Here is a 23,974-nt window from a genome sequence, read left to right on the forward strand (position 1 = left end):
GGCTCGGGGTCCCTTCGCTCCGGGATTGATCCGGGCGCATCGTCTCCGGTTTGCTTCGCTGCACCTCCTTTCGATGTGTTTGGCTTCGCCAAACGGTCGCTGCGCTCCCACCCCCGGATCAATCCCGGAACGAAGCCTGCCGACGGGCTCTGAGATCAAAATCAAGAGCTTTACTCGAGCTAACGCTCATTGTTGAGTGGGGCGGCATTCGCCGCGTGCGGGTTGTACCTCTCTCCTCTGTAGGAGCTGCCGCAGGCTGCGATCTTTTGATCTGGCTTTTGCTTTTTGTGGGAGCTGGCTTGCCAGCGATGGCGGCCTGCCAGCCGACCAATGTTTTGCAGACTGCATGCGAACCCATTGTAGGAGCGAGGCTGCTCGCGATGGCGGCCTGACAACTGCCCAATTTCTGGCAGGTGTACTCGGTTGAAACTGTGGGAGCTGGCTTACCAGCGATGGCGGCCTGCCAGCCGACCAATGTCTCGCAGACTGCATGCGAACCCATTGCAGGAGCGAGCCTGCTCGCGATGGCGGCCTGACAGTCGCCCAATTTCTGGCAGGTGTACTCGGTTGAAACTGTGGGAGCTGGCTTGCCAGCGATGGCGGCCTGACAGCCGACCAATGTCTCGCAGACTGCATGCGAACCCATTGTAGGAGTGAGCCTGCTCGCGATGGCGGCCTGACAGTCGCCCAATTTCTGGCAGGTGTACTCGGTTGAAACTGTGGGAGCTGGCTTGCCAGCGATGGCGGCCTGACAGTCGCCCAATTTCTGGCAGGTGTACTCGGTTGAAACTGTGGGAGCTGGCTTGCCAGCGATGGCGGCCTGCCAGCCGACCAATGTCTCGCAGACTGCATGCGAACCCATTGCAGGAGCGAGCCTACTCGCGCCATCTACGCTTCTAAAGATCCGCTCCCGCCAGCGGATACACGTTGTATACCCCAGCCATTATCGCTGCGGGTCTCTTCGGGAGTGTCCTGCAATGAAGCTCAAAACTGTCATTTCCAGTGTGCTTGTTTTACTTCCGCTAACGGTCTGCGCCGCGCCTCAGACCCTCTCTGGCGAGATCCGCTTCACCGGGCAAATCGTCGATTCCGGGTGTGACGTCGGGCAAGTAGGTGCGTTGGCGACCAGCGAATCCCGGCAGATCGAACCCGCGCCAGGCGTTAAAGTTGATGTCGACACTTACCGCAACGCTTGCAGCCGTGGGGCGTTGCCGTTTTCCATGACCTATGAGCCGCTGAAAACCTCGACGGACGCAGGCATCGTGACCATCACTTACCTGTAAACCGTTCGGCGTGCGGTGCAAATCTTCAGGTGCCGAGCCACGGCGCGCAGGTATACTGCGCGCCTTCGCGGCCCACTTACCGGGCGCGACTTTTTGTTTTGCGGAGCTTTCATGACTTCCCCGATCCAACCGCCGGTTGACGACGCCGTGAGCGATGTCCCGGCCGATATGGCCGACGCCAGCGATTCCAAAGCCGAGATCCCGGCATTCAAGTTCCCGTTCAAACCGGGCGAACTGGCGGGTGCCAAAGGCTCTAACCAGCCGTGGTACAAGAACGGCGCCAAGAACGGCCATACCAAGAGCCCAGGCATGGCACCGCCGGGCACCCGTCGTTCGATGGGCAAGCGCTGAGTTTTCCTTCGGGGAATTTGCGTTGGGTTGCGTGGGTTTTTGAGGGCGGCGACAGGTTTGGGATTGAGATCGCCTTCACTGGCCCCATCGCTGGCAAGCCAGCTCCCACAGGTTTTCCGGTTGTTCACTTATTTTGATGTACGACACAAGACCTTGTGGGAGCTAGCCTGCTGGCGATCAGGCCAGTCAGATCGCTAGATAATCCGGATCAAGCCGCCCGCAGCGATATAAACACATACGTCAGCGCCGGCTCCGTCACCACCTGCGCGCCCGCCGCCCGCACTTGCCCGGCCACGTCATCCCCGGACAAATGAAACAGCCATTCACTGGCCACTTCATCCAGTGGCTGCGCGTTCACCTGATCAATTACCTTCGCAAAAGCGTCCATATTCGGCAGATACGCGGTAAACCCGTCGCCCTTGAGCGCCGTGGTGCGGATACCCAGCGCAGCGCAGATCGCATCCTTTGACCTAATGTCATCACGATCAGCCTGACGCGAACGCTGAATCAGCTCGACCAGTTCCTGATCAACCAGCTCGCCCCCAACGATCAACAGCGGCCCCTGTTCCCAAGACTCTGGCGGGCAATCCTTGGCGGCAGGGTTGAGCGGGATGTGCGGATTGATCTCCGCCGGATAAATCCTGCACACCAACGGTCGACGCTCGTAGATGCGGCACAGCTTGTCATCGTCAAGATTCCGACAAGGTCCGACGTTGTAAGCGGCAAAAGTGATGGCTACATGGGCTGCCGATTCACCGCTGCGCACCGCTACCGAACGCCGTTCGGCATGTTCACGCTGCTGCGCCGGCAAGCCCAGGCCGTTGCCGAGAAAAGCCTCTACCAGCACGATCACCTGACCACCGTCCGCCGCCCACATGCGGGCTTCGGCCAGGGTCAGGGGAACGTGGTGGTCGGTGCAGCACTTGCCGCAGCCTACGCAGGAAAACGTCGTATTCATTGAACGATCAATCTTCAATCAGGGTGTGAATCGGCGACATAAAGCCGCCATGGGATTACCGATCGAAGCAAGTTATGCGCCATTCATTGGGTTTTGGAGGTCGGGCGGATCGAGTCCCACTCGGTGACGAACGCGGTTTTCGATTTTTTGTTGTACAGGCACAGCTCGGTGCCTTGTTGGCCCTTCATGTGTTTTTGCGGGTATTGGCCTTGCAACAACACAGCGGTGTAGCCGACGCGATCGTCGAATTGCGCGGCATTGCCGACCGGTTTGGCGTTCTTCAAGCCGCTGGCTTTGGTGCAACTGGCGAGCACGGTTTTGTCGTAGGCAGCCCAGGCATCAGGGCTGGACGCGTGGGCGTTGGAGGCGAGGGCGGTGAGGCAGAGCAGGCTTAAGGTGATGGCTTTCATGGTGGGTGTCCTTGGTCTTGGGTGGCCAAGGTTGGAGTCTGCCTAAAGAGTTTTGTTGCCTGGGACACCGCTAAAAGATCGCAGCCTTCGGCAGCTCCTACATGGATATGCGGTTCCCTGTAAGAGCTGCCGAAGGCTGCGATCTTTTGATTTTCTTCAGGTCGGTACGATTTCCCGGCGGACTACGTACATCCCGGCACTTTCATACAATCGCTGTGCCCGCAGGTTGTCTTCCAGCACTTTCAAATCGACAAACCCTTCGCGCCGTTGCTGAAACACCTTGAATGCATTGAGCAGCAATGCCCGGCCCAATCCTCGACCCTGAGCGCGCGGATGCACCACCAGGCTCTTGATATATGAACTGGTCCAGCACTGCGCCACACCAACGACACCCTCGGCATCAATGGCAATGAAACACAGAGCCGGGTCATATTCCGGGTCGCTTTCAAACCGTTGCTGCCAAACCTCCAGCGCCGGCACCCGGCCGCCGCCTTCGAGGTGACCGAGTTGCATCAAGTCATGCACGGCGCCAGCCAGTTTCGGGCGATAGGTGCTGATTTCAACACCCAGCGGCCAGACGACTTCCGGCACGTCTGCACCCAGATCGCGCCGCAGCAAAAAGCAGTAAATCTCGCCCAAGACTCAGTAACCGTTGGCCGCGACGTGTTTGGCCGCTTCGATCAGACGTTGGGTCAACTCCGGCGAGGAAAACTTCGTCAGCACGGCGTTGGCCCCGGCCAGTCGTGCCTTTTCGCTGTTCATCGCGCTGTCCAGCGAGGTGTGCAGCAGCACGTAGAGATGGGCGAAATCCGGGGTCTCGCGCAGGGTGCGGGTGAAGGCGTAGCCGTCCATCTCGGACATTTCGATGTCGGAGACGATCAGGTTGATCTGCTGTGCGGTGCCCTGCAAATCGAGCAGGCAGTCGATGGCTTCCTTGGCGCTGCGTGCGGTATGGCATTGCAGGCCGAGATTGCGCAGGGTGTGCACCGATTGTTGCAGCGCCACCTGACTGTCGTCGACCACCAGAATCCGCGCGTTGCCGAGGACGTCGGCGTCTTCCATGGTCAGGTCGGTCGGGGCCATTTCGATCTGCGCCGGGGCGATGCTGTGGATGACTTTTTCGATATCCAGCACCTGCACCAGCGTGCCGTCTACCGAGGTCACACCCGTGATGTAAGCGCGTGGCCCGCCGGAACCGAACGGCGGTGGTTTGATGTCGGTGGTCAGGCAGTGGACGATTTTGCTCACCGCTTGAACGTGCAGGCCCTGTTTGGAGCGGCTGACATCGGTGACGATCAGGCAGCCACCGTTGGGGTCTTCCAGCGGTCGCTCGCCGATGGCGCGGCTGAGGTCGATGACCGACAGCGCGGCACCGCGCAGGGTGGCGATGCCTTTGACGTGCGGATGCGACTCCGGCAGCTTGGTCAGCGGCGGGCAGGGGATGATTTCACTGACTTTCAGCAGGTTGATCGCCATCAGCTTGCCGCTGCGCAAGGTAAACAGCAGAAGCGAAAGTGAATCTGCGCGGGCTTTGTTGGAAGACATAAAAACCTTCTGTGGAAAAAGGTGATGGGCGAGGGTGGAAATCGCCAGAAACTATTGATGCCGGGTTATCGACTTGTCGGGGGCAGGCTTTAGTGCCTTTGGGCAGGTGAAGATCAAAAGATCGCAGCCTGCGGCAGCTCCTACAGAGATCACCTATCCCTGTAGGAGCTGCCGCAGGCTGCGATCTGTGCTTTTATTTCATGCCGAGGCGCTTGGCCATCCGCCCAAGATTCGCCCGATCCACCCCCAACTCCCGCGCCGCACTCGCCCAATTATCCTGATTACGTTCCAGTGCCGCGCTAATCAACTGCCGCTGATACGCCTCGGTCGCACTGCGCAAATCCCCGCTGATCAATGGCACCGACGCCACAACCCCAGCCACTGGCTCAGGCAAGTTGTCCACAACCTCACGCGGCAAATCGAGATCCGCCGCACTCAAGCTCAGAATCTTCGGCCGCACCTTGCAGTTGCCCAAGGCCTTCAAGGCACTGCGCCCGATCAAGTGCTCCAGCTCACGCACGTTGCCCGGCCAAGTGTAGGCGAGCAGGGCATCCTGAGCATCGCTGTTCAGTCGCAGGCTATTGAGGCCCATGCGCGAGCGGTTCTGTTCGAGGAAGAAACCGCTGAGCAACAACACATCACGCCCGCGATCACGCAGGGCCGGCACCCGTAGCGGGTAGACGCTCAGGCGATGGTAAAAGTCGGCACGGTAGCGACCGCTGCGCACTTCTTCGGCCAGGTCGCGGTTGGTCGCGGCGATCAAGCGCACGTCGACCTGATGCTCCTTGTCTGAGCCCAAACGTTGTAACTGGCCGCTCTGCAGCACGCGCAACAGTTTGGCCTGCACGGTCAGCGACAATTCGCCCACTTCATCGAGAAACAGCGTGCCGCCATTGGCCAGTTCGAATTTGCCGCGGCGGTCACTGGTGGCCCCGGTGAAGGCGCCGCGCACGTGGCCGAACAGCTCGCTTTCCACCAACGTGTCGGGCAATGCCGCGCAGTTGAGGCTGATGATCGGTTTGTCGGCGCGGGCTGAGGCGGCGTGGATTGCCTGAGCCACCAACTCCTTGCCAACCCCGGTTTCGCCGGTGATCAACACGGTCAGGTCGCTACCGCCGACCAGGTTGATCTCTTCCACAAGGCGCTTATGCGTCTTGCTCTGGCCGATCATTTCGCGGTTCTGCTGACCGCTGGCCTGCCTGTAAATCTCGGCGCGCTGGTGCTCGTCTTCGGCGCGGATGGCCAGACGCTCGATGCGTTCGGCGGCGTTGACCGTGGCCGAGGCAAGGCTGGCGAAGGCTTGCAATACGTCCAGTTCGATCGGCTCGAAGCGCTCCGGATCGAGCGCGTCGAGGGTGATCAGGCCCCAGAGTTTTTCATCGACAAACAGCGGACAGCCGAGGCAATCGTGAACTTCCAGGTGATCGTCGAGGCCGTCGATCAAACCGTCGTAAGGGTCGGGCAAGTCGCTGTCAGCGGCAAACCGGGTCGGCCCGGCGCCTGCCAGCAAAACTTCAAAGCGTGGATGCTCACTGACTTTGAAGCGGCGGCCGAGGGTGTCCGTACTCAAGCCATCCACCGCCAGTGGCACCAGCGATTCGCCGTCGAGGCGCAACAACGCGGCGGCATCGCAGGGCAGCAGGGCGCGCATGGCTTCGAGCAATCGACGATAACGCTCACCCTCCGGCAATTCGCGGGAGAGGTCGGAGACTAACGGAAGCAGGGCGGTCAGCAGGGATTTGGCGATCATGGTCGTGTAGTCAAAGAGACAAGATGTAGTCGGGATGACTATAAGGTGTCCTGAGTCGATATGACTACGTTATTTTCAAGTGGCTGATTTAAAACAGAAAAATAGTTGGCACGAAAACTGATAAAGCCACGTTAACTTTTCAAAGAAAGCTCAGGAGTCACCCTTATGCTTAGCGTCCAGGATCGTGCCATCGTCAAATCCACCGTGCCTCTGCTGGAAAGCGGCGGTGAGGCGCTGATCACGCACTTCTACCGCATGATGCTCTCCGAATACCCGCAAGTGCGCCCATTGTTCAACCAGGCGCACCAGGCCAGCGGCGACCAGCCGCGTGCGCTGGCCAACGGCGTGTTGATGTACGCCCGCCACATCGATCAGCTCGACCAGTTGGGCGATCTGGTGGCGAAGATCATCAACAAGCACGTCGCCTTGCAGATCCTGCCGGAGCACTACCCGATTGTCGGTGCGTGCCTGTTGCGCGCCATCTCAGAAGTGCTTGGCGAAGAGATCGCCACGCCAGAAGTGATGAGTGCCTGGGGCGCGGCGTACGGGCAACTGGCCGACATCCTGATCGGCGCCGAAACCGCCATCTACGATCAGAAAGAGCAAGCCGTTGGTGGCTGGCGCGGGGCGCGCGAATTCATCGTTGCGGCCAAGGTCGAGGAGAGCGCGGAAATCACGTCCTTCTACTTTGAACCTGCGGACAAAGGCCCGATTCTGGCGGCCGAACCGGGTCAGTACATCGGCATGAAACTGGTGCTGGATGGCGAAGAGATCCGCCGCAACTATTCGCTGTCGGCGCTGGCGAATAAAGGTCAGTACCGTATCAGCGTCAAACGCGAACCGGGTGGTCGTGCATCCAATCACTTGCACGATCAGTTGCATGTCGGCGCGAGCATTCAACTGTTTCCGCCATCGGGTGAGTTCACCTTGGCTGCCAGCGACAAACCACTGGTGCTGATCAGCGGCGGCGTCGGCATTACTCCGACGTTGGCGATGCTCGAAGCAGCGCTGGAAACCAAGCGCCCGGTGCACTTTATCCACTGCGCGCGCAATGGCAGTGTGCATGCGTTCCGCGACTGGATCGACGGCCTGGCTGCGCGTCATCCGCAACTCAAGCGTTTCTACTGCTACGCCGAAGACGACGGCGTGAGCCCGGCAGCGGACAAGGTCGGGATGCTGAGCCAGGAGTTGCTCGCTCAATGGCTGCCGGAGCAGCGTGATGTCGACGCCTACTTCCTTGGGCCAAAAGGTTTCATGAGCGCGATCAAGCGGCATCTGAAAGCGCTGGGTGTGCCGGAGAAACAGAGCCGGTATGAGTTCTTCGGGCCGGCTGCTGCTTTGGAGTAACTGCTAAGACCGAGTCGTCTGGATCGAGAGCAGGCTCACTCCTACAGGTTTTGTATTGCTCACAGAATTTGTGGGCGATGCATATCCATTGTAGGAGTGAGCCTGCTCGCGATAGCCGTTACACGGTTCTGATTTGCAAAAATCCCTTTGAATTAATGGTTCCTTAACCGCTTTATCGTTTATTTCCCCGGTGTAGACTTGCGACAACTTTCAGTCGCCAGACGGCTGAACCATGGACATATAAGGGAAACGCGATGAGCGAGGAAACAATTCGATTGGGTCGTGAGCGGCGCTTTCTGGTTTTGCTGGGCATCATCTGCCTGGCGTTGATCGGCGGCGCGCTGTACATGCAGATCGTGCTCGGCGAGGCGCCGTGCCCACTGTGCATCCTGCAGCGTTATGCGTTGCTGCTGATCGCGCTGTTCGCCTTTATCGGTGCGGCCACGCGCACTCGGCGCAGCATCACCGTATTCGAAGTACTGGTGGTGATCTGTGCGATTGCCGGGGCGGCAGTCGCCGGGCACCACGTGTACACCCAGTTCTATCCGGCGATTAGCTGTGGCATCGATGTATTGCAGCCGATTGTTGATGATCTGCCGCTGGCGAAGATCTTCCCGCTAGGGTTCCAGGTCGACGGTTTCTGCTCGACGCCGTACCCGCCAGTCCTCGGTCTGTCGCTGGCGCAATGGGCGCTGGTAGCGTTCGTGCTGGTGGTGATCCTGGTGCCGTTGCTGACCTTGCGTAATCGAAAAGCCCTGCGCTGAGTCAACTTTTCGGATCGCTTGCCGATACAGAAAACGCTCCGATTTGCGGTTCAGCAGATCGGGGCGTTTTGCATTTCAGAGTGTTTGTGAAAACACCGTGACGAACGGCAAGGAAGGGTGTGGCAGGTGTGCGACATGTTGTCACACAGGCGGTGGCGCAAGCCGATCCACCTACCCGGATTGGCGCACTGTTACAAAAAAGGATTGGTCAGTTTCGGTGTTTTTGGGCTTTTGAACGCGTGTGCCAGATCAGGCAGTTTTAACAAGCGCGGGCAAATGGCCAGAAGCCTTGGGGTATCGGGCTTTGCGCCGATCCGGTCCTCTGAAAAAGCCTTCAGAGCTGTCTGAACTGAGGCGGGTACACCTACAAATCTTGGCGTTTTTGTTGAGAATTTATTTCGATAACATGCGGCACTTTTGCAAAAATGGCGATGGATTGTTGCTTGAACGGATAAAAATTATTTCGGGATAAGACATGGTGTATAGGGCGCTACCTATCTACAATCGCCCGCACTGAATTCCCGGCGCTGTTCAGCCTTCATTAAGGAGGCGGGCAGGAAGTCGGGTGTCGAGCAGGCTGTAAGGCTTTCAAGACACCCAGGTGTCGGTGCCTTCCAACTTTCCGCACCAAATGGAATTGGTCTGTAACAAGGCCTTTGACCACGAATTCGAATAAGAACTTACCGCTGTCCCAGGTTTTGTCGAGCGTCTGACGCGCGACGGGCGGCCCTTATTCAATCCAAAGAAAATGCCAACCCTTGGCAGGGTGAAGTGTTGGCGATCAAAACCCAACTGCATTGCGCAAGCTGCTTTAGAGGTCGTGAGATGAGTAAAAACAGGTACCCCAGATTACTAGGCCTAGTGCCGCTGCTCGGCACGTTGTTGCTGGGAGGCTGCAACATGACCCTGCTCAATCCAACGGGCCAGGTCGGCCTGGAACAGCGCAACCTGATCATCACCGCGACCCTGCTGATGCTGTTGGTCGTCGTGCCGGTTATCGTCATGACCTTCCTGTTTGCCTGGAAGTATCGCGCCTCCAACAAAGACGCCATCTACACGCCGAAATGGTCGCACTCGACCAAGATCGAAGTGGCCGTCTGGACCATTCCGGTTCTGATCATCATCGCGCTGGGTTACATCACCTACATTTCGACCCACGAACTGGACCCGTATCGTCCAATCGAATCCGACGTCAAGCCGATCACCATCGAAGTGGTTGCGCTGGACTGGAAGTGGCTGTTCATCTACCCGGAACAAGGCATTGCCACGGTCAACAAGATCGTGTTCCCGGCGCACACGCCAATCAACTTCAAGATCACCTCCGACGCCGTGATGAACTCGTTCTTCATCCCGGGCCTGGGCGGCCAGATCTACGCGATGGCGGGCATGCAGACCAAGCTGCACCTGATCGCTGACCGCAACGCTGAAATGGACGGTATCTCCGCCAACTACAGCGGCGCGGGTTTCACCGGCATGAAGTTCAAAGCCATCTCGACGACTCAGGAAGATTTCGACGCCTGGGTAAGCGAAGTCAAGAAGTCACCTAAACAGCTTGATCAAGCTGAATACGCAGCCCTTGCCAAACCGAGCCAGAACAACCCAGTCGAGCTCTACTCGTCGGTCACGCCGAACCAGTTCCAGATCATCGTCGACAAGTACGAAGGTATGAAGCCGGGCAAGCCGCTGAAGCACGAGAAGAAAGAGAAAGAAGTGGCGGCCACGGATATTGACGCGGGTTCGCATTCAGCTGCCGGGGCAGAGGAGTAAACGATGTTTGGTAAATTAAGTTGGGAAGCGGTCCCGTTCCACGAACCGATCGTGATGATTACCATCGCCATGATCGCGCTCGGTGGCGTGGCGCTGTTCGCTGCAATCACCTACTTCAAGAAGTGGACCTACTTGTGGACCGAGTGGTTGACCTCGGTTGACCACAAGAAAATCGGCGTGATGTACATCATCGTCGCCATGGTCATGCTGCTGCGCGGTTTTGCCGACGCCATCATGATGCGTACCCAGTTGGCCATGGCCACCGAGGGTTCGCCTGGCTACCTGCCACCTGAACACTATGACCAGATCTTCACCGCTCACGGTGTGATCATGATCATCTTCATGGCGATGCCATTCTTCACCGGCCTGATGAACCTTGCAGTGCCGCTGCAGATCGGCGCGCGTGACGTTGCCTTCCCGTTCCTGAACTCCCTGAGCTTCTGGCTGCTGGTATCGGGCGTTGTGCTGATCAACCTGTCGCTGGGCGTTGGCGAATTCGCCAAGACCGGTTGGGTTGCTTATCCGCCGCTGTCGGGCCTGCAATACAGTCCGGGCGTGGGGATGGATTACTACATCTGGGCGCTACAGTTATCCGGGTTAGGTACAACGCTGACGGGGGTTAACTTCCTCGCCACCGTGCTGAAAATGCGTACCCCTGGCATGAAACTGATGGACATGCCGATCTTCACCTGGACCTGCACCTGGGCAAACGTTCTGATCGTGGCTTCGTTCCCGATCCTGACCGCTACCCTGGCACTGCTGACCCTTGACCGTTACATGGATTTCCACATTTTCACCAATGAACTTGGTGGCAATCCAATGATGTACGTCAACCTGTTCTGGGCGTGGGGCCACCCTGAGGTATACATCCTGATCCTGCCGGCATTCGGCATTTTCTCGGAAGTCATCTCGGCCTTCACCGGCAAGAAACTGTTCGGCCACCACTCGATGATCTACGCCTCGGGCGCGATCTCGGTACTGGGCTTCATGGTTTGGCTGCACCACTTCTTCACCATGGGTTCGGGTGCCAGCGTCAACGCCTTCTTCGGTCTGGCGACGATGCTGATTTCCATCCCGACGGGTGTGAAGCTATTCAACTGGCTGTTCACCATCTACCAGGGCCGTCTGCGCTTCACCAGCCAGGTTCTGTGGACTCTGGGCTTCATGGTGACCTTCGCCATCGGCGGCATGACCGGCGTACTGCTGGCCATCCCGGGTGCTGACTTCGTTCTGCACAACAGCCTGTTCGTGATCGCTCACTTCCACAACGTGATCATCGGCGGTGCGGTATTCGGTTACATCGCAGGTTTCGCGTTCTACTTCCCGAAAGCGTTCGGCTTCAAGCTGCACGAAGGCTGGGGTAAAGCAGCGTTCTGGTTCTGGATCTCGGGCTTCTTCGTCGCGTTCATGCCGCTCTATGCACTGGGCTTCATGGGCATGACCCGTCGTCTGAACGCCACCACCAACCCTGAGTGGGTACCGTACCTGTACGTTGCCATGTTCGGTGCGGTGATGATCGCTGTCGGTATCGCCTGCCAACTGATTCAGCTGTACGTCAGTGTGCGTGACCGCAACAAGCCAGAGAACATGTGCGAACACGGTGATCCGTGGAATGCACACACCCTGGAATGGTCGACCTCGTCGCCACCGCCGTTCTACAACTTCGCTGTGCTGCCTAAGGCTGACTGCATCGACCCGTTCACCGAAGCCAAGGAAGACGGTACCGCGTACCAGCGTCCGGCCAAGTACGAGCCGATCCACATGCCGAACAACACCGCCACTGGCGTTGTGATGGGCGCGCTGTTGACCGTCTTCGGTTTTGCCATGATCTGGCACATCTGGTGGCTGGCAATCGCGAGCCTGGTAGGCACTGTCGTCTACTTCGTGATCCACGCTGCACGTGACGACCAGGGCTATATGGTTCCGGTTGAAACGATCGAGCGCATCGAAGCCGAGCAGCACAAGCGTCTGGTCGCGGCAGGGAAAATCCCGGCCGGTGCCACCCGTGTTGAAACCTCGTTGGAACAGGCTTAAACCATGTCGAATTTAGTGACCAATGCTGGACACGCCCATGGTGAACATGGGCACGATGACCATCACCACGATTCGGGCGAGATGACCGTATACGGTTTCTGGCTCTACCTGATGACCGACTGCATTTTGTTTGCGTCGATCTTCGCGGTATACGCGGTACTGGTAAACAACGTTGCCGGTGGCCCGTCGGGCCACGACATCTTCGAACTGCCATACGTGCTGGGCGAAACCGCTCTGCTGTTGTTCAGCTCGATCACCTACGGCTTCGCCATGCTGGCGTTGTACAAAGGCAAGAAGCAGCAGGTTCTGGGCTGGTTGTTCATGACCTTCCTGCTCGGCGCTGGCTTCATCGCCATGGAGATCAACGAGTTCCACCTGCTGATCTCCGAGGGCTTCGGTCCTAGCCGTTCGGGCTTCCTGTCCGCGTTCTTCACCCTGGTCGGTACCCACGGTCTGCACGTATCCGCAGGTCTGATCTGGATGGGCATCATGATGTACCAGGTCAACAAGCACGGCCTGACGGCGACCAACAAGACCCGTCTGAGCTGCCTGAGCCTGTTCTGGCACTTCCTGGACGTGGTGTGGATCTGCGTATTCACCGTTGTTTACCTGATGGGGACTCTGTAATGGCTAACGCACACTCCCATGACAGCCATGATGCTGGCCACGGCAGCGCCAAGTCGTACGCCATTGGCTTCATTCTGTCGGTGATCCTGACCGTCATCCCGTTCGGCCTGGTGATGTACCCGACCTTGCCGAAGATGACGACTCTGGCAATCGTCCTGCTGTTCGCAGTGATCCAGGTGATTGTTCACCTGTATTACTTCCTGCACCTGGACCGTTCCATTGCTCAGCGTAACAACGTGATTGCGTTCGTCTTCACGGCCATCGTGATCGTGCTGCTGGTTGGCCTGTCGCTGTGGATCATGTTCAGCATCCACACGTACATGATGGCGAAGTGAGGTAGACCCGATGTCGCTCAAGCACTTTATCCAAATCACCAAACCGGGGATCATTTTCGGTAACGTGCTTTCTGTGGCAGGCGGGTTCTTCCTGGCCTCGAAAGGGCATGTCGATCTGGCGGTGTTTCTGGCAGCCATGATCGGCACCTCCCTGGTTGTAGCCTCCGGTTGCGTGTTCAACAACTGCATCGACCGCGACATCGACCTTAAGATGGAACGCACCAAGAACCGGGTGCTGGTCCAGGGCTTGATCTCCCTGAAACTGGCCCTGATCTACGCGACCATCCTTGGTGTTCTCGGCGTTGCATTGTTGTACAAGGTGGCCAATCCGTTGGCCGCCCTGTTCGCGGTAATCGGCTTCGTGATCTACGTCGGCTTCTACAGCCTGTACCTCAAGCGCAAGTCGGTACACGGCACGCTGGTGGGTAGTCTGTCGGGCGCCATGCCGCCAGTGATCGGTTACGTCGCTGTAACCAATAGCTTCGACATGGCCGCGCTGGTCCTGCTGGTGATGTTCAGCCTGTGGCAGATGCCGCATTCCTACGCCATCGCGATCTTCCGCTTCAACGATTACCTGGCCGCATCGATTCCGGTGCTGCCAGTGAAGCGCGGGATTCAAGTGGCCAAGAAGCACATCCTGCTCTACATCCTGGCGTTCCTCGTGGCGACCTTGATGCTGACCTTCAGCGGCTACGCCGGCATGAGCTACCTCGCCGTCGCCGCCGCGATGGGCATGTACTGGTTGTACATGGCCTGGACCGGTTACAAGGCAGTGGATGACACCGTCTGGGCACGCAAGCTGTTCGTGTTCTCGATCTTCACCATCACTGCGTTGAGCGTCATGATGTCCCTGGACTTCAAGGTGCCGAGCGAGTTGTTGCTGACGTACGCGCCGTAAGGTTTCAGGTTGTACAAAAACCCCGCCATCGAGAGATGTGCGGGGTTTTTTGTTGGCTGACTTTCGGTGATTGAGGCGCCATCAATCGCGAGCAGGTACCACCTCCACGCGATACCTTTGTAGGAGCTGCGGCACGCTGCGATCTTTTGATTCTGATCTTTAAAACTACAATCAAAATCAAAAGATCGCAGCGTGCCGCAGCTCCTACAGGGTTTAGTTGCGGTATCGGAGTAAAAACCCTAGATTCGGATCCAACCAGGACAGTGATAGCGCCATGCCATTTCCCGGATGCTCAACTGTTTTTCATGCACCGATAACGAGGCTGGGCGAAATGACTGAAAGGATGACCTGCGACGAACGCTTCATTGCCCTGGCACAAGAGCTGAACTACGACATCTACGGTGAGAACACAGCCGGTGGCAATTACGCGCCGCTGATCCGTCATCACGATGAGCTGTACATCAGCGGCATGGTGCCACGCACTCACGGCAAGATTCAGTATCCCGGTCGGGTGGGCCTGGAGTTGACGCTCAAGGATGCGCAAGCCGCCGCGAGCATCAGCGCGATGCGTTGTCTGGCGCTGATCGTCGATGCAGTCGGTTCGCTGGACAAGATCCGGGCGCTGTTGCGGGTCACGGTGTACGTAAAGTCCACGCCTGACTTTGTTGACCTGAGTGAAGTGGCCAACGGCGCGTCGGATGTGTTCAGCCATGTGCTCGGCGATGCTGGTCGGCACACGCGCACCACGGTGGGTGTCTATCAGTTGCCGAAGAATGCGGCGATTGAAGTCGACATGATTGTGGCGTTGCACTCGGGCGCATAATCCTCGCGCCGGAAAACAAAAAGCCCCGCCTGATCACTCAGCGCGGGGCTTTTCCGTCAGCGTGGCCAGATTACTGCGCGGCGATGCTGTAACCATCAAACGCGGTCTGCTGTTGCAGGGCGGTGATGATGTTCTTGCGATTCACGGCGTGTTCGGTGCCAGCATTGTCGACGAATGTTTCGCCATCGACTTCGGCTTCCTCACCTTCACCGACGAAGGTGAAACCAAGGAACTCCAGCGCTTCACGGTCAACATTCAGGCGCGATCGTGGCGTGCGCAATGGCAGGGTCACGCTGCTGCCATCCTTGCTGATGGTGAAGATTTCGACTTCTTTCTTCGCACGTGCCGCTTTGCTCTTGCCGCCACTCGGGTTGCTGATCGCCTGATGGGTCTGATTCAGCACTTTGAGCGCCAGGCCGTAAACGATTTCCTGGAAAGCCGGATCGTCCTTGAAGCTGGAGAGGATGCGGCCGATCGAGAACTTGCTGCTCAGGTCTTCGAGGGCGGCGATGTCGGCAGCCTCGGCATCCTTGAGGCTCTTGAGTTCGCCCATCAGTTCGTAGGCCTTGTCGTCATCGAAGCGGTCGTGAGCTTCACGGATCGCCGTGCGCAGTTCACGGATCTGGTCGCTCTCGCGGCTCGACTGGAACGCGTCCAGCACCATCTCGCTGATGATTTTGGCTTGTGGCAGGTGTTGTGAAAGATTGATGGAGTTTTCGTATTCCGCTTTGGACGATTCGGTGACTACGGATTCAGCGGTGTTGAAATCGGACATTGAAATTTCACTACTTTTTAACTTGAGTGGAGATGAGCAAGCACGGGGCTTTTTCAGGTCGACTAATTTAGGGGAGCGGGGCGACGTTGTCACGGAGCAACGGGCTGGCGGTGCGGATTATTTTTTGCGTGTTCCCGCCAATCGAAGGTGGCGTAGCCAATCGGGCCTGTTGTTTGCAAAGGCTCTGCACTAGCCAGTAACGCTAAAGCAATTGAAGGCTATCAGCCCGCAAACTGAACCTGATAGTGCCGATTTGATCAGCAGCAAATCCGAAGCTGCGCCCGCTCCGGACACGCCTTAGCTAGATAAGTGAAGTAGCTACTCATAGCAAACAGGAAATGCAGCAGCAAAACACACGCTTGGAAAGATGAAGCTTGGAGTTTCGGCGGCAGGACGCTAAGCAAAGCCCTCCATGCCAGGCCTACGGATTGGAGACCTTAAAGTTCCCATCCATACCACTTGTGGCTTCTTTTCAAATAATCAGTCCCGGGAGCCAGATTGAGTGGCGTGGGCAAGTTGATTGATCGCCCATGAAGCCGGGTAGAAAGATTGTGATCGCTTTCAGTGTAAGGGCCGTCTTCTAGTTCCATATCGCCATAAATGAGATTCAGGTTCAGATCCAAGGTGATGATTCCCCGGTCAAACAATCTGTGGTGATTGGCGTTCAATAAGATGCCGTTTCGTACATCGAGCCTTTCTGTCTCGGTACTTTGGCTCCAGGGCAGGATGTGACAAGCCTCCAGGACCTGTGTAAAGGTCGTATCAGTCAATGCGCATCGATATCCATAAGCTTTAAGGAGGGCTGTTCTGAAAAGACGTTGAATTTTCCCTCGCACTTTTACCATCGAATAGATCTCGCCTGCACTGGATGGGCTTTGCAGAAGCTCGTTGGCCAACTGCTCCCCGGTAAAGCCTAGTACCGCGTAACCGAAGGGATTTTCCTGAGCATTCCACGGAAATTGTTGAACCTCCGTCCGTTGTTGCGCAATCAATCGATAGTCGTGCACGACACAACCTTGCCCGGGAGTTTTTGTGCCGCTGTTCACTACAACCATTGTCAGAGGTGGGAAGTCATTTTCCAGACAATAGTCTTGAATCTCTAACAAGACATATCGACATGCCCGGTGATGGATGCCGAGAAGCGCTCCCAATTCACCGTAAGTCAGCGCCGTTCCTTGAATCGCATGCCCTGTCAAAATTGGCCATGCGCGTGCTGCGCGCTCTTCTTGATTGATCTTCATCTCGCCACTCCCTGTGCTTTTTACATATGAGACTGGATGATGGCATATTGGAATTCTAAGCGGTATCCGTCATGGGATGATGTATCAGGTTCGACATGGAGATTTTCAGATGAATTTTGTAGCGATCGACGTTGAAACCGCTAATGCCGATATGGCATCGATCTGTCAGATCGGTATCGCTTGTTTTGAGAATGGAGTGCTCACTAAAGAATGGAAAACGCTGGTCGATCCAGAGGATTACTTTAGTGAGATCAACATTGGTATTCACGGTATCGACGAACACGATGTCAGGGACGCGCCGAGACTTTTGGACATTGTCGGATTGCTCCGTAGCTATCTCGAAGGAGCTATCTGCGTATGTCATACCCATTTTGATCGGATATCCCTTGATCGAGCTTTTACTAAATATGGTTTGCCGAAGATGAATATCGATTGGCTGGATTCGGCAAGAGTTGCCCGGAGGAGCTGGCAGCAGTTCTCGAGTAAGGGGTATGGCCTCAAAAGTGTCGCGGCGCACATCGGTTACTCGTTTCAACATCATGATGCTCTCGAAGATGCCAAAGCGGCGGGATACATCCTGCTAGCGGCGGTGCAGGCTACTGGAATTAGTGTCTCTGATTGGCGGCAGCGTATTAGTCAGCCGCTACTCATTGGGGTTGAGGTTGCGCAGAATCTGGACGGAATTTTGCTGGATGAGGTGATTTGTTTCACCGGAAGTCTGAGCCTGGTCAGAAAAGAAGCTGAAGCGATGGCGTTGAATTGTGGGTGTGCTGTGGGTAGCGGGGTGACTCAAAAGACTACGCTTCTGGTCGTCGGTGATCAGGATGTCGTTAGATTGGCCGGCAAAGAAAAAAGCGCGAAACATCTGAAAGCAGAACAACTAATCTTAAGTGGCCACAACATCCGAATACTGAAAGAAAGTGATTTTATTGCTCTGATGGCAAACTCGATTTCAGTAGCGAGTACGAGTCCGCTCCATCGCGATCACTGAGGTCTCAAACCCCAGACCGGCAAAAAACGCCTCCGCACCTTCACGGCCAGCCCGCAGCACCCAAGTGATGTCGGGGTTGTCGCCCATGATGTGCTCGACCAATGCCCGGCCAATCCCTCGGCGTCGATGTTGCCCGTCGACCACGACCATCGACAGGTAACCATTGGACAAGCTATCGGTGATGCCGCGAGCGAAGCCGATGATCTGTTCGCCATCCAGTGCGACGGCAGTGCGTTGGGAATTCCTGGCAAGTTGCGCAAAGTACTCGCTGGACCCAGTCCGGTGTCCCCAGCCATTTTGCCCAAGGAACTGTCGAACCGACTCTACTTCGGCCGGCAGCATGTCGCGTACGTTCGGGTTGTTGTTCATCGGTGGGGCGACTCCTTGTCGGTGATCATTCGAGGATAGTTTTCTGAATCAGGATCTACCCCAAGCCCTCATCGCAAACTCGACAAAGCGCCGAAGCTTGGGCAATCGATACCGATCCGGGGCGTAAAGCAGGTGCAATGGGCGGCTTGGCGGCTGGTATTCAGGGATGACCGTCACCAGTCTGCCGTCGCGCAGATCCTGTTCCACCAGTGCATCGGGCAGCATCACGATGCCCATGCCGGTGCGTGCGGCCTGATGCAAACCGGCGGAGCTGTTGATCAGCATCGGGCCGCTGACGTCGACCATGATTTCCCCTTCCGGGCCGCTTAGGCGCCAGCTTTTCTCTACCGATTGCCAGTCATCGCCAGTGGGGTAGGCGAAGGCCAGGCAGTCGTGCTGCTGCAATTCTTGCGGCGTAAGCGGCATGCCGCGTCGTGCGACATATTCCGGCGATGCGCATACGGTCAGGGTGTAATCGATCAGCGGCCGGGCAATCAGGTTGGACTGCTCGAAGTGGCCCAGTCGAAAGGCAACGTCGAGGCCGCTTTCCAGCAGATCCGGACGGCTGTTGGTCAGCACCACGTCGAGTTTGACCTTCGGCCATTGCAGCGAATATTCACTCAGTGCCGGGGCCAGCCGTTCAACGCCGAAGGTCAGCGGCGCGGTAATGCGCAGGATGCCGCGCGGCTCATCGAGCGCCTGTTCGGCGAGGCGTTCGGAGTCCGCCACGAGCCCCAATACATCCAGACAACGCTGGTAGTAAACGCTGCCGAATTCGGTAAGCCGTTGCCGCCGGGTGGTGCGTTGCAGCAATTGCACACCGAGCCGTTGCTCCAGCGCGCGCAGATGATTTCCTACCATCGTCGTCGACATATCGCACTGCAACGCGGCCGCCGTCATGCTTCCGGCTTCAACGACTTTGACGTAGACGTTCATCGACTGGAACAAATCCATTATCAAGCTCAGCTTCTAAATGATTGAAGTTATACCGAGTTTATCCAGTTCTGGTGGCTAACCATACTGCAAACACACCGACCTTCACTGGAGTTTGAAGTCATGACCGCCGCCCTGATGAACACTTACCAACCGCTGGCCCTGAGCTTCACCAAGGGGCTGGGCACACGTCTGTGGGATCAGGCTGGCCGCGAATATCTGGATGCGGTCGCTGGTGTCGCCGTGACCAACGTCGGCCACTCGCACCCACGGATCGTATCGGCGATTAGCGAGCAGGCCGGACTGCTGCTACACACATCAAATCTGTACAGCATCGATTGGCAGCAGCAATTGGCAAAACGGTTGACCGAACTGTCGGGGATGGAGCGGGCGTTCTTCAACAATTCCGGGGCCGAGGCCAATGAAACTGCACTGAAACTGGCACGGCTCTACGGCTGGCGCAAAGGCATCGAGCAACTGCTGGTGGTGGTGATGGCCAACGCGTTTCATGGCCGCACCCTCGGCACGCTGTCTGCCAGCGACGGGCCGGCGGTGCGTTCGAGCTTCAGTGAACTGCCGGGTGATTTCGTCAAAGTGCCGTTCGGTGATCTCGCCGCGCTGGAACAGGTTCAGCGCAAGCACGGCGAGCGGATCGTGGCGATTCTGGTCGAGCCGATTCAGGGCGAAGGCGGCGTGCAACTGGCGCCGCCCGGTTACCTGAAAGCCCTGCGCGACATCTGTAATCGGCGTGCCTGGCTGCTGATGCTTGACGAGATCCAGACCGGCATCGGCCGCACTGGCCAGTGGTTTGCGTTCCAGCACGAAGGCATCGTCCCGGACGTCATGACGTTGGCCAAAGGACTCGGCAATGGCGTGCCGATCGGTGCGTGTCTGGCACGCGGCAGGGCGGCGGATCTGTTTACGCCCGGCAGTCATGGCAGCACGTTTGGCGGAAACCCATTGGCCTGTCGGGTTGGCTGTACTGTGCTGGATATCATCGAAGAACAAGGCCTGCTGGAGAACGCCCAAGTGCAGGGTGAGCGCCTGTTGACGCGGTTACGCGCAGAACTGGCGGACAACCCCAATGTGCTGGCGATTCGTGGGCAGGGATTGATGATCGGCATCGAGCTGAAACAGCCGATTCGGGATCTGACACTGATCGCAGCGCGGGATCATGGGCTGCTGATCAACGTCACGCGCGGCAAGACGATACGGCTGCTGCCGCCGCTGACGATTGATGAGCGGGAGGTGGGGATGATTGTTCGTGGCGTTGGGCGGACGTTGGGTAATAGCTTTGCGGCTGGTTAGTAGTGATATCTGCACGTGAAGACGCAGACTTCACCATTGTCGATCTTGTACACCAAGCGATGCTCGGCAGTAATCCGTCGAGACCATAAGCCGCTCATGTTGTGCTTGAGCGGCTCAGGCTTACCCACACCTTCAAAGGGCTGGCGCTGAATTGCTTTGATCAACAGGTTGATGCGTTTGAGCCCGGCCTTGTCGTTCTGCTGAAACCATAAATAGTCTTCCCAGCCTGTTGGCGTGAACTCGATTTTCATTCTTCGATCAATTGCCTTACTTGGGCTTTACCGGCGCGCTCTTCGCCAATCGATTTGATTAGCCGCTCGGCGTTGGCGGGGGAGCGCAGCAGGTAGGCTGTTTCCTCGAGTGCGTTGTACTCAGCCAGCGACATCATTACAACGGGCTCACCTTTTTGCCGGGTAACAAGAAGAGGGGCTCGATCTTCGTTGACGCGATCCATCGTCTCGGCCAAGTGCGCACGGGCGGTGGTGTAGTTGATGGTTTGCATGAAGTAGTCCTCGCTGTATGCAAAGAACGTACAGAAATGAGTACATGATGACAAGGCGATACCTACTAGTGGTTGTTTCGCAGACGGGCTGACTGCGAGCAGGTTTAGTATCACTCAAGAACTCTGGAGACGTTTCTGAGAAGGTTGTAATCCTAATCTGCGGTCCCATGCATCAAGAAACCGTCCAGCTGTCGTCATCTCACATTCTCACTGTAGGAAAAGGACAGGCGATCAGTCCGGATAATCCGCCAAATCCGGCGCCATCATCCGCGTCTTCGGCGCGCCGTTCGAGTTGTGCTGAATGATCTCTCGCGGCTGTCCCTGTTCATTGAAAAACACCTGACCGATCCCCGCCGAATTCCATAACCGTTCGCCGGCTTCAGCATGTTCTGGCGTGTACGGCACGATGCGCATAAGTCTGCGTTTGGTGAACCAGTTCAGCGGTGAGCGGGGTGAGTAGAGCCAGCGGTTGAGGCGATCAAACCACTCCAGCAGCGTAGGCGGGAACTCGTTCTTGATGCCGCTGCTGGTGATCTGCCAGATTCGCGGGCCGGCCTTGCGGTGTCGGATAAGTACTTCGTAGACGAAGGAATAATGCACATCGCCGGACAGCACCACGTAGTTTCCCGGCGTGCGCGAGTGTCGGAAAATGTTCAGGATCACCTGCGCGGCGCCCCGGTGGGCCATCCAGTTTTCGGCATCGACCAGCAGTGGAAAACCGCACCAGCTAAAGATCTTTTGCACGGTTTCAATCAGCTTCACACCGAAGATCGGCGCGGGTGAAACGATGATCGCCGACGGGTGATCGAGCAACTCCTGCTGCAGTTCGCTCAACGCTTCCCAGTCGAGCAGTCCTGATGGTTGCTTGAGCGCCATTTCGCTGCGCCAGCGTCGGGTCCGGGTGTCGATGACCACAAGCGCCGGGCTGGTGGGCAGCACGAAATGCCAGTGCTGAAAGCGCAGCAGCTCATCAATCAGATCATCCTGCACCGGACTGTCGAGGTAATGGTCATCGCCGCTGGCGATCAGACCTCGGGTTTTCTCCAGCACATCCTTGAAAGCGTCCGGGTTATTGCCCCAGCCCTGGCACAACATGTAGGCGATCAACGCATTGCCGATGATGCGTTTGGAGAACGGATGGCCGTAGGCCGTTTCCTCCCATTGCGCGGACAGATTCCAGTCATCGGTAATGTCGTGATCGTCAAAAATCATCAGGCTCGGCAGATGCGCCAGCGCCCGGGCGACGTTGTCCAAACCGGCCTTGAAGGCGTCGATACGCGTCTGTTCGAGGTTGTAGCGCTTGAGGCGCTCGGGCGTCAGCGTTGGCGCTGTCGGATTGATCAACGCCCATGCCACCGGCGACCACACCAGCAAGTACATCGCCATGACTTCGGCAAACGTCACCAGATGATTGTCGGCGCTGCTGCTGGTGAAAATCGGCTTACGCGCACCGCCGAAAAATCGCTCGCGCAATGTCTCGTTGCTCTCAAGCGCGGGTAACAAATCTGCACGATGGTAGTAGCTCGCCGGATGGTCGTAGAGCTTGGCGCTGTCGCTGACCACGGCGCCTTCGAGGTGTTCGTCGAACAGGCCGAGGCGTCCGATCAACGCATGAATCGCTCGCAGCGTGGGCCCGGCGACGTCATCGGCGTAGACCTGATCACCGCTCATCATCAGCAGCGCCGGGCGCTGTTGCGGGTCGGTTTCGACGGCTAACAGTTGGTCGACGCAGAGTAAACCATCCACCGCCGGATGATGCGGCTTGCGGCAAGAGCCGTGCAGCAACTGGTCGATCCGCGAACGCACCACGAAGTTTGGGCACTTGGCGTCGCCATACAACAGATGCGGCGCCCAATCGGCGATGCAAGCGTCGCCTTCAATCAACACGTCGTAACCGACAAACTCGTCGAGGGGCAGGGCGTTTTCGAGGCTGACATCAATGAGATGAACGAATGCGCGAGTGCCTACGGGAATGACCGTGCATTTCTCGGCATCGAGAGGAATGTCTCCTACACCTTGCACGCGCAAAGTCAGCGACAGTTGGCGCGTGCCAACCAGCCACAGCACCAGTCGCTTGGGCTCCAGCCGTCGCAACAACGGGCCGGCCAAAACCGGAGGCAGCGGGGTCAGTTCATCAAGTGTTGGGGACATCCGGGGACGAGACTCAAGGCGCACGGCCGGCGATGATAGCGCAGCCGGCGCCTTGAACGCTTAAGCGAGGCTTAAGAGTCGGCTTTTTGCAGTTTCAGACCGAGCAGACGCCATTCGGGCGGTGTCGCGTCAACTCTCGGCAGCTCTTGCAAGGAGCAATCGAAACGGTAAGTGACATCGTCGCCGGTCATGTTGCGAGCGATGACGGTGTTGCTGAAGGTGTAAACCTGATCCTTGAAGCGATGGCTGACGAGGGTCTTGCTGTCAGCAAAGCGAGCCGAGGCGGGGAAGCGCAATGTGCCGGTAACGTACGGGCTGCACATGACATACGCGAGCATCGACTTGTCGGCTTGTGCGTCACTGCGAAACTTTTTGCTCAACGCCGCGAGGGCTTTGCGCCCCTCATCGTCACTTTGGTCGAGCACGGTTTGTACCGCCATCGACTTCGGCGCTCGGCTGGCGTAGTTCGGCAGCAAGGCAGAGTCGGCGGGCGAAGGCTTGTCATCCGGTTCGATGGCGGCAAACACCGGCGCATCTTTCAGCGCAGCAGGAGGGGTGACTGATTCGGCTTCGGGCAACAGCGAAGTAGGTTCGGCCTCCTGCGTCTGCACGGTTTCGTAATCCTGTGAAGAAGGAAACAGCGACAAGGTGATCGACAGCACCACCATGGCCACAATAAAACCACCGGCTGCGCCAACAATGTTGCCGTAGAAAATATTCCAGCTGCCACGGTTCTTGACCACCCAGCGCCACATGAAACCCCAGGCCGCGACAAACGCCAGAAAACGCAGAAACTCCATTTGATCCTTTCC

25 protein-coding genes are annotated in these 23,974 nt (G+C 57.4%); 12 read left to right on the forward strand and 13 right to left on the reverse strand.

The window, feature by feature from the left end; genetic code table 11:
• The first annotated feature begins 977 nt into the window (after positions 1 to 977).
• Positions 978 to 1,283 carry a type 1 fimbrial protein gene (locus ICA16_RS05740; protein ID WP_210700197.1) on the forward strand — a complete coding sequence of 102 codons (306 nt, stop codon included), beginning with the start codon at positions 978 to 980 and terminating at the stop codon, positions 1,281 to 1,283.
• Positions 1,284 to 1,394: 111 nt separating this feature from the next.
• Positions 1,395 to 1,634, forward strand: a complete 240-nt coding sequence (locus ICA16_RS05745; RefSeq protein WP_047303058.1) for a hypothetical protein — start codon at positions 1,395 to 1,397, stop codon at positions 1,632 to 1,634.
• A 208-nt stretch (positions 1,635 to 1,842) separates the two neighbouring features.
• On the opposite strand, the gene ICA16_RS05750 is transcribed toward ICA16_RS05745, so the two are convergent.
• From ICA16_RS05750 to norR, 5 genes are all read right to left on the reverse strand, one after another.
• Positions 1,843 to 2,592, reverse strand: coding sequence for a YkgJ family cysteine cluster protein (locus ICA16_RS05750; protein WP_210700198.1), 750 nt, complete (start codon positions 2,590 to 2,592; stop codon positions 1,843 to 1,845).
• 83 nt (positions 2,593 to 2,675) lie between these two features.
• Positions 2,676 to 3,002: a hypothetical protein gene (locus ICA16_RS05755; RefSeq protein ID WP_210700199.1), complete on the reverse strand. Its 327-nt coding sequence runs from the start codon at positions 3,000 to 3,002 to the stop codon at positions 2,676 to 2,678.
• A 156-nt stretch (positions 3,003 to 3,158) separates the two neighbouring features.
• The gene (locus tag ICA16_RS05760; protein ID WP_210700200.1) at positions 3,159 to 3,641 is read right to left on the reverse strand and encodes a GNAT family N-acetyltransferase; all 483 of its coding nucleotides are present in this window, start codon (positions 3,639 to 3,641) and stop codon (positions 3,159 to 3,161) included.
• A gap of 3 nt (positions 3,642 to 3,644) precedes the next feature.
• On the reverse strand, positions 3,645 to 4,547 hold the full coding sequence (locus ICA16_RS05765) for a chemotaxis protein CheV (protein WP_042560964.1): 903 nt from the start codon (positions 4,545 to 4,547) through the stop codon (positions 3,645 to 3,647).
• A 193-nt stretch (positions 4,548 to 4,740) separates the two neighbouring features.
• Positions 4,741 to 6,297: a nitric oxide reductase transcriptional regulator NorR gene (gene norR / locus ICA16_RS05770; RefSeq protein ID WP_210700201.1), complete on the reverse strand. Its 1,557-nt coding sequence runs from the start codon at positions 6,295 to 6,297 to the stop codon at positions 4,741 to 4,743.
• Positions 6,298 to 6,462: 165 nt separating this feature from the next.
• Between norR and hmpA the strand changes: the two genes are divergently transcribed.
• The 8 genes from hmpA to ICA16_RS05810 all read left to right on the forward strand — a co-directional run bounded on the left by hmpA (position 6,463) and on the right by ICA16_RS05810 (position 14,892).
• Positions 6,463 to 7,644 (forward strand): NO-inducible flavohemoprotein, encoded by a 1,182-nt coding sequence (hmpA, locus tag ICA16_RS05775; protein ID WP_210700202.1) that lies wholly within the window; start codon positions 6,463 to 6,465, stop codon positions 7,642 to 7,644.
• Between the two features lie 254 nt (positions 7,645 to 7,898).
• Positions 7,899 to 8,408, forward strand: coding sequence for a disulfide bond formation protein B (locus tag ICA16_RS05780; protein WP_150604334.1), 510 nt, complete (start codon positions 7,899 to 7,901; stop codon positions 8,406 to 8,408).
• A gap of 825 nt (positions 8,409 to 9,233) precedes the next feature.
• Positions 9,234 to 10,175 (forward strand): ubiquinol oxidase subunit II, encoded by a 942-nt coding sequence (gene cyoA / locus ICA16_RS05785; protein ID WP_210700203.1) that lies wholly within the window; start codon positions 9,234 to 9,236, stop codon positions 10,173 to 10,175.
• A gap of 3 nt (positions 10,176 to 10,178) precedes the next feature.
• A complete protein-coding gene (cyoB, locus tag ICA16_RS05790; protein ID WP_150604332.1) occupies positions 10,179 to 12,209 on the forward strand; it encodes a cytochrome o ubiquinol oxidase subunit I in 2,031 nt (676 codons plus the stop codon).
• Positions 12,210 to 12,212: 3 nt separating this feature from the next.
• Positions 12,213 to 12,836, forward strand: coding sequence for a cytochrome o ubiquinol oxidase subunit III (cyoC, locus tag ICA16_RS05795; protein WP_042560958.1), 624 nt, complete (start codon positions 12,213 to 12,215; stop codon positions 12,834 to 12,836).
• The gene (gene cyoD, locus ICA16_RS05800; RefSeq protein ID WP_150592687.1) at positions 12,836 to 13,171 is read left to right on the forward strand and encodes a cytochrome o ubiquinol oxidase subunit IV; all 336 of its coding nucleotides are present in this window, start codon (positions 12,836 to 12,838) and stop codon (positions 13,169 to 13,171) included. The genes cyoC and cyoD overlap by 1 nt, the downstream gene beginning before the upstream one ends.
• A 10-nt stretch (positions 13,172 to 13,181) precedes the next feature.
• Positions 13,182 to 14,069 (forward strand): heme o synthase, encoded by an 888-nt coding sequence (cyoE, locus tag ICA16_RS05805; protein ID WP_150604331.1) that lies wholly within the window; start codon positions 13,182 to 13,184, stop codon positions 14,067 to 14,069.
• A 331-nt stretch (positions 14,070 to 14,400) separates the two neighbouring features.
• The gene (locus ICA16_RS05810) at positions 14,401 to 14,892 is read left to right on the forward strand and encodes a RidA family protein (RefSeq protein ID WP_095191598.1); all 492 of its coding nucleotides are present in this window, start codon (positions 14,401 to 14,403) and stop codon (positions 14,890 to 14,892) included.
• A gap of 70 nt (positions 14,893 to 14,962) precedes the next feature.
• Here the strand turns inward: ICA16_RS05810 and ICA16_RS05815 are convergent, their stop codons facing one another.
• The gene (locus ICA16_RS05815) at positions 14,963 to 15,667 is read right to left on the reverse strand and encodes a hypothetical protein (protein ID WP_150604329.1); all 705 of its coding nucleotides are present in this window, start codon (positions 15,665 to 15,667) and stop codon (positions 14,963 to 14,965) included.
• Positions 15,668 to 16,104: 437 nt separating this feature from the next.
• Positions 16,105 to 16,908 (reverse strand): HNH endonuclease, encoded by an 804-nt coding sequence (locus tag ICA16_RS05820; protein WP_210700204.1) that lies wholly within the window; start codon positions 16,906 to 16,908, stop codon positions 16,105 to 16,107.
• A 109-nt stretch (positions 16,909 to 17,017) separates the two neighbouring features.
• On the opposite strand from ICA16_RS05820, the gene ICA16_RS05825 reads away from it, so the two are divergent.
• Positions 17,018 to 17,899, forward strand: a complete 882-nt coding sequence (locus tag ICA16_RS05825) for an exonuclease domain-containing protein (protein ID WP_210700205.1) — start codon at positions 17,018 to 17,020, stop codon at positions 17,897 to 17,899.
• On the opposite strand, the gene ICA16_RS05830 is transcribed toward ICA16_RS05825, so the two are convergent.
• Together ICA16_RS05830 and ICA16_RS05835 are read right to left on the reverse strand one after the other, a co-directional pair.
• Complete coding sequence (locus ICA16_RS05830; protein ID WP_210700206.1) at positions 17,861 to 18,268, reverse strand: GNAT family N-acetyltransferase; 408 nt, start codon at positions 18,266 to 18,268, stop codon at positions 17,861 to 17,863. The two genes, ICA16_RS05825 and ICA16_RS05830, sit on opposite strands and share 39 nt — an antisense overlap.
• Positions 18,269 to 18,316: 48 nt before the next feature.
• On the reverse strand, positions 18,317 to 19,222 hold the full coding sequence (locus ICA16_RS05835) for a LysR family transcriptional regulator (RefSeq protein ID WP_210700207.1): 906 nt from the start codon (positions 19,220 to 19,222) through the stop codon (positions 18,317 to 18,319).
• 102 nt (positions 19,223 to 19,324) lie between these two features.
• Here ICA16_RS05835 and ICA16_RS05840 point away from each other — a divergent pair, with 102 nt between their 5' ends.
• On the forward strand, positions 19,325 to 20,509 hold the full coding sequence (locus ICA16_RS05840; protein WP_210700208.1) for an aspartate aminotransferase family protein: 1,185 nt from the start codon (positions 19,325 to 19,327) through the stop codon (positions 20,507 to 20,509).
• Here ICA16_RS05840 and ICA16_RS05845 read toward each other — a convergent pair.
• From ICA16_RS05845 to ICA16_RS05860, 4 genes are all read right to left on the reverse strand, one after another.
• Entirely contained in the window at positions 20,506 to 20,760 is a 255-nt protein-coding gene (locus tag ICA16_RS05845) for a Txe/YoeB family addiction module toxin (protein ID WP_150604325.1), read from the reverse strand. The genes ICA16_RS05840 and ICA16_RS05845 overlap by 4 nt on opposite strands.
• Positions 20,757 to 21,011 carry a type II toxin-antitoxin system prevent-host-death family antitoxin gene (locus tag ICA16_RS05850; protein WP_150604324.1) on the reverse strand — a complete coding sequence of 85 codons (255 nt, stop codon included), beginning with the start codon at positions 21,009 to 21,011 and terminating at the stop codon, positions 20,757 to 20,759. Before ICA16_RS05850 ends, ICA16_RS05845 begins: the two co-directional genes overlap by 4 nt.
• Before the next feature lie 231 nt (positions 21,012 to 21,242).
• Positions 21,243 to 23,162, reverse strand: a complete 1,920-nt coding sequence (locus ICA16_RS05855; protein WP_210700209.1) for an alkaline phosphatase D family protein — start codon at positions 23,160 to 23,162, stop codon at positions 21,243 to 21,245.
• Positions 23,163 to 23,233: 71 nt separating this feature from the next.
• Positions 23,234 to 23,962, reverse strand: coding sequence for a hypothetical protein (locus tag ICA16_RS05860; RefSeq protein WP_210700210.1), 729 nt, complete (start codon positions 23,960 to 23,962; stop codon positions 23,234 to 23,236).
• Positions 23,963 to 23,974: the final 12 nt, after the last annotated feature.

The sequence above is a fragment of the Pseudomonas anatoliensis genome, from assembly GCF_017976235.1.
Taxonomy (GTDB): Bacteria; Pseudomonadota; Gammaproteobacteria; order Pseudomonadales; family Pseudomonadaceae; genus Aquipseudomonas; species Aquipseudomonas anatoliensis.